The organism is uncultured Wocania sp. (genome assembly GCF_964021735.1).
In the GTDB taxonomy this organism is placed as follows: Bacteria; Bacteroidota; Bacteroidia; order Flavobacteriales; family Flavobacteriaceae; genus Wocania_A.
The window spans coordinates 1-3787 of sequence record NZ_CAXIBN010000238.1 but is presented as its reverse complement, the minus strand read 5'-3'; the positions used below and the strand labels follow the sequence as shown (position 1 = coordinate 3787).

Genomic DNA, 3787 nt, shown 5'->3' with positions numbered 1-3787 from the left:
TCCATTTTTTTTTCATAATCTTTACCAAACCTCTTTTCAAAATTTTTGGTATATTCTTCCAAATATTTTTCACCATCTTTTTTATAGGCCTTATAATCAAAATGGAATTGATGCACACCTTCTGGTAATTCAGGTAGTTCTGGCATTTCAGGTAACTCAGGTATTTCTGGTAAGTCTGGCATTTCAAAATGGAAATCGAAATTCATTTCTGGTAAATCTGCCAATTCATATTTTAATTCTTTCAATACGGCTTGTACAGCTTCACTGTCTCCAGTATTACTATAAGCCCAAACTGTAGATGTATGCCCTTTGGTTTTTATTGAAACCATATCTTGCGAACCATCAATATTTACATCCCAGTCTTTTAAGGCTTCTTGCAATTCTTCTTCACTTAAATCTTCACTTTCAATGTAAGCTTCAATTTCTACTGTGCCTTTGTTCCAAGTGTCGAATACAATGTTACAATAGCTTGTGTTTAAATCGATGGTAACATCTTTATCTACTTTAATAGATTGCGATACCTTAGTTAGTTTTTGTTGAGCAAATAAACCACTCGATATAAAAAACACCAAAGCAAATTGTTTTATTTTTATAATTGTCTTGTTCATTTTTTGATTTTTTAGATGGATTGTTTTTCTTCTTCAATGTTATCATCAGAAGTTTTAAATACTTTTAATTGCGACCGTAAACGATGTAAAAGATTTAAACGAAATTTTAAGTTATCAATTAATGCATTTACTGTTAACTCACTGGGTCCAGACTCAGTTAATTCTAACAATAAGCGTTGATATTCTTTATCAAGCTCATCTAACTGTAATAAATAACCATCAAAAATAGCTTTAGTTTCTGGTGTATATTTCATTTTAGATAACTCTAAATTTATACTTGCCAAATAATAGTCTTCAACCTTTTTTAAACCTGGTGACACATCACCCAAAGTTTTAGTTTCAACCAGATTGGTTGTTGCAACTTCAATAGGTTTTTCTGTTTGAAAATAATTATACGCACCAAAACTAAACCCTAAAAACACCACTACACTAGCAGCTATTTGTAACCAATTAAAATTAGATTTTCGCTTTTTAGGTAATGCTTTATCTAGCTTTTCAAGAAATCTATCTTGATGATTTTTTGGCATCTTTTCGTTTAATGCGTTATCATCTTCAAACAACTCTCTAATATCTCGTGCCATTTTTTTTAAGTGTTAACAGTTCTTGTAATTTTGCTTTACCTCTCGATAATTGTGTGCGCGATGCGACTTGAGATATATTTAAAATCTCAGATATTTCTTGGTGGTCGTAACCCTCAATTAAATACAACATCACCACGTACTGGTATTTATCTGGTAAATTATTAATTGCATGTTTTACATCGTTTAATGTAATTGCATCTTCAACTAACCATTTGTCGTCGTCTTCAACATCAATAACTTTTAGGTGCACCTCATCTAACTCCACAAGTTTTTGCTTTTTAGACTTTAAGAAATCAATACTTTTATTAACAACAATACGTTTTAACCATGCGCCAAAAGTAACTTCTGCTTTGTATTGATGTAGTTTAGAGAACGCTTTAATAAAAGCTTCCTGCACCACATCTTCGGCATCATTAGCATCTTTTAAAAATCGGTTCGCCACAATATACATCCCGTCGCAGTACTGGTTGTATAACTGCAATTGTGCTTTACGATTGTTTTGTTTACATTGTTCAATAATGTCAACTTTAAACATGCTAATTCTACTTTTGGTTTAAGTTAGTCATTATAAAAGACGACAAAAAAAGTGTCGTGTTGCAAAAAATGAATATTTTTTCTAGAATAATAAAATTGGGGTGTTCCCCTAGCCTTTCAACTACGTTCAAAGTGGCAGGTCGGCTATCCGTTATATCTTTTATTTGGTAACTTCGAGAACCTCAGTCACCAAATAAAAGGATGCCACTACTATACCTAACGCATGCTAATCTGCAAATGACAGTGTTAAACAGCTATCGAAATTTTAATTTATCATGATTATATATCATCTGTCATCCGTCAAAAAGCTAACTACACAACAAAGCTAAATAAATCTGCGTTTCAATTTTATTAATTATTACTTTTTAAAGTATCTTTAGCTCATAATAAATTACTCTCTATGAATACCTTTTTAAAACGCGTTTTATTTATATTATCATTTATTGCTTTAGGGCTTTTTTTATATTCATATTTTGTTGAAAATATTTTCGCAAGTCGGTTAAGTCCTAAAGACACTGTAGAATTCAAGCTAAATGATTTAAAACTAGAGGTGTTTTATAACAGACCATCAAAAAAAGACCGTGAGATTTTTGGTGCTTTAGTACCATTTAATCAAGTATGGCGAACGGGTGCGAACGAAGCGACTACTTTTGAAACCAATCAAACACTAGATGTAAACGGCATGCCCTTACCAAAAGGAAAATATACACTTTGGACCGTACCAAAAGATAGTGTTTGGACTGTAATATTTAACTCAAAGCAATATCCTTGGGGTGTTACTAACGAAATGAAACCGTATTGGGATCCGAATTACGATGTTTTAAATGTTGATATTCCCGTTGAAAAACTTGACACCACCGTTGAGCAATTCACAATAGCCTTCGATAACTCAACAGATAATCTTTTTTTAACCATGGCTTGGGATGATGTAAAAGTTTCAGTGCCGTTAAAATGATTATTCAGCTGGCAGTAAACAGTTTATCATCTTTAAATTAAAACAGCTGATTGAAATATTATTGTAAATTAGACAAACATTCTTGTATTTGTGGCAACAGAAAAAAAATCAGCTTTAAAAGAAAACAAAGGTGTTTCTCACTCAGAAATTACCAATAGCGCTTCTATTAAAAACATAAAAAAGAAACGGAATGCTAAAATCAACCCTAAAACTTTAGTAGCATCCATCTTAAAAAAAGATATAACAGCCCTAAGTAGAGCTATTACTTTAGTTGAAAGTAAAAATGCAGAGCATTTAGATTTTGCAAATAGTATTATAAAACAGTGTTTGCCACACGCTAACAACTCCATTAGAATAGGCATAACTGGTGTTCCTGGAGTTGGAAAAAGCACCTTTATTGAAACCTTTGGCAAGCATTTAACCGCTTTAGGAAAACGTGTTGCGGTTTTAGCAATCGACCCCAGTAGCTCGCTTACAAAAGGTAGCATTTTAGGCGATAAAACCCGAATGGAAGAATTGGTTAAAGACGAGAATGCGTATATCCGTCCGTCTGCTTCTGGAAAATCGCTTGGTGGTGTGGCCAGAAAAACACGTGAAAGTATTATTTTATGTGAGGCTGCTGGTTTTGATGTTATTATTATTGAAACTGTTGGCGTTGGGCAAAGTGAAACCACTGTACACAGTATGGTAGATTTCTTTTTATTATTGAAGTTAGCTGGTGCTGGCGACGAGCTGCAAGGTATTAAACGTGGCATTATAGAAATGGCAGATGCTATTGCCATTAATAAAGCCGATGGCGATAATTTAAAACGTGCTAAACTTGCAAAGGTTGAATTTAACAGAGCACTTCACCTCTACCCACAAAAATCTTCAAATTGGCAACCCAAAGTAACCTTATGTAGTGCTATACAAAATGAGGGCATTAGCGACATTTGGAATATTATTTTAGAATATATTGAAACCACAACCCAAAATAATTATTTCAACATTAAAAGAAACGAGCAAAATAAGTTTTGGCTCATTCAAACCATTGAAGAGCAATTAAAATCTGATTTTTTTAACAGACCTGATATTAAAAAAGAGTTGGCAACACAATTACATTTAATAGA

The 3787-nt window shown here is 32.7% G+C and carries 4 protein-coding genes and 1 pseudogene; 2 read left to right on the top strand and 3 right to left on the bottom strand.

Annotation, left to right across the window (positions count from 1 at the left end; translation table 11 throughout):
- The 3 genes and pseudogenes from AADI82_RS14295 to AADI82_RS14285 form a co-directional block, all read right to left on the bottom strand.
- Positions 1 to 608, bottom strand: a pseudogene (locus AADI82_RS14295) (hypothetical protein); the annotation flags it as partial.
- 11 nt (positions 609 to 619) lie between these two features.
- Complete coding sequence (locus AADI82_RS14290; protein ID WP_341217096.1) at positions 620 to 1189, bottom strand: hypothetical protein; 570 nt, start codon at positions 1187 to 1189, stop codon at positions 620 to 622.
- Positions 1173 to 1724: an RNA polymerase sigma factor gene (locus AADI82_RS14285; protein ID WP_341217095.1), complete on the bottom strand. Its 552-nt coding sequence runs from the start codon at positions 1722 to 1724 to the stop codon at positions 1173 to 1175. Before AADI82_RS14285 ends, AADI82_RS14290 begins: the two co-directional genes overlap by 17 nt.
- Positions 1725 to 2123: 399 nt before the next feature.
- On the opposite strand from AADI82_RS14285, the gene AADI82_RS14280 reads away from it, so the two are divergent.
- Together AADI82_RS14280 and meaB are read left to right on the top strand one after the other, a co-directional pair.
- The gene (locus tag AADI82_RS14280; protein WP_341217094.1) at positions 2124 to 2678 is read left to right on the top strand and encodes a DUF2911 domain-containing protein; all 555 of its coding nucleotides are present in this window, start codon (positions 2124 to 2126) and stop codon (positions 2676 to 2678) included.
- A 90-nt stretch (positions 2679 to 2768) separates the two neighbouring features.
- The coding region (meaB, locus tag AADI82_RS14275) for a methylmalonyl Co-A mutase-associated GTPase MeaB (RefSeq protein ID WP_341217093.1) at positions 2769 to 3787 on the top strand (1019 nt) is incomplete at its 3' end.

What these genes read in the sequence shown, in the direction of transcription:
- AADI82_RS14285 (WP_341217095.1), bottom strand. Translation starts at nt 1,724, where the DNA reads ATGTTTAAAGTTGACATTATTGAACAATGTAAACAAAACAATCGTAAA.
- AADI82_RS14290 (WP_341217096.1), bottom strand. Translation starts at nt 1,189, where the DNA reads ATGGCACGAGATATTAGAGAGTTGTTTGAAGATGATAACGCATTAAAC.
- AADI82_RS14280 (WP_341217094.1), top strand. Translation starts at nt 2,124, where the DNA reads ATGAATACCTTTTTAAAACGCGTTTTATTTATATTATCATTTATTGCT.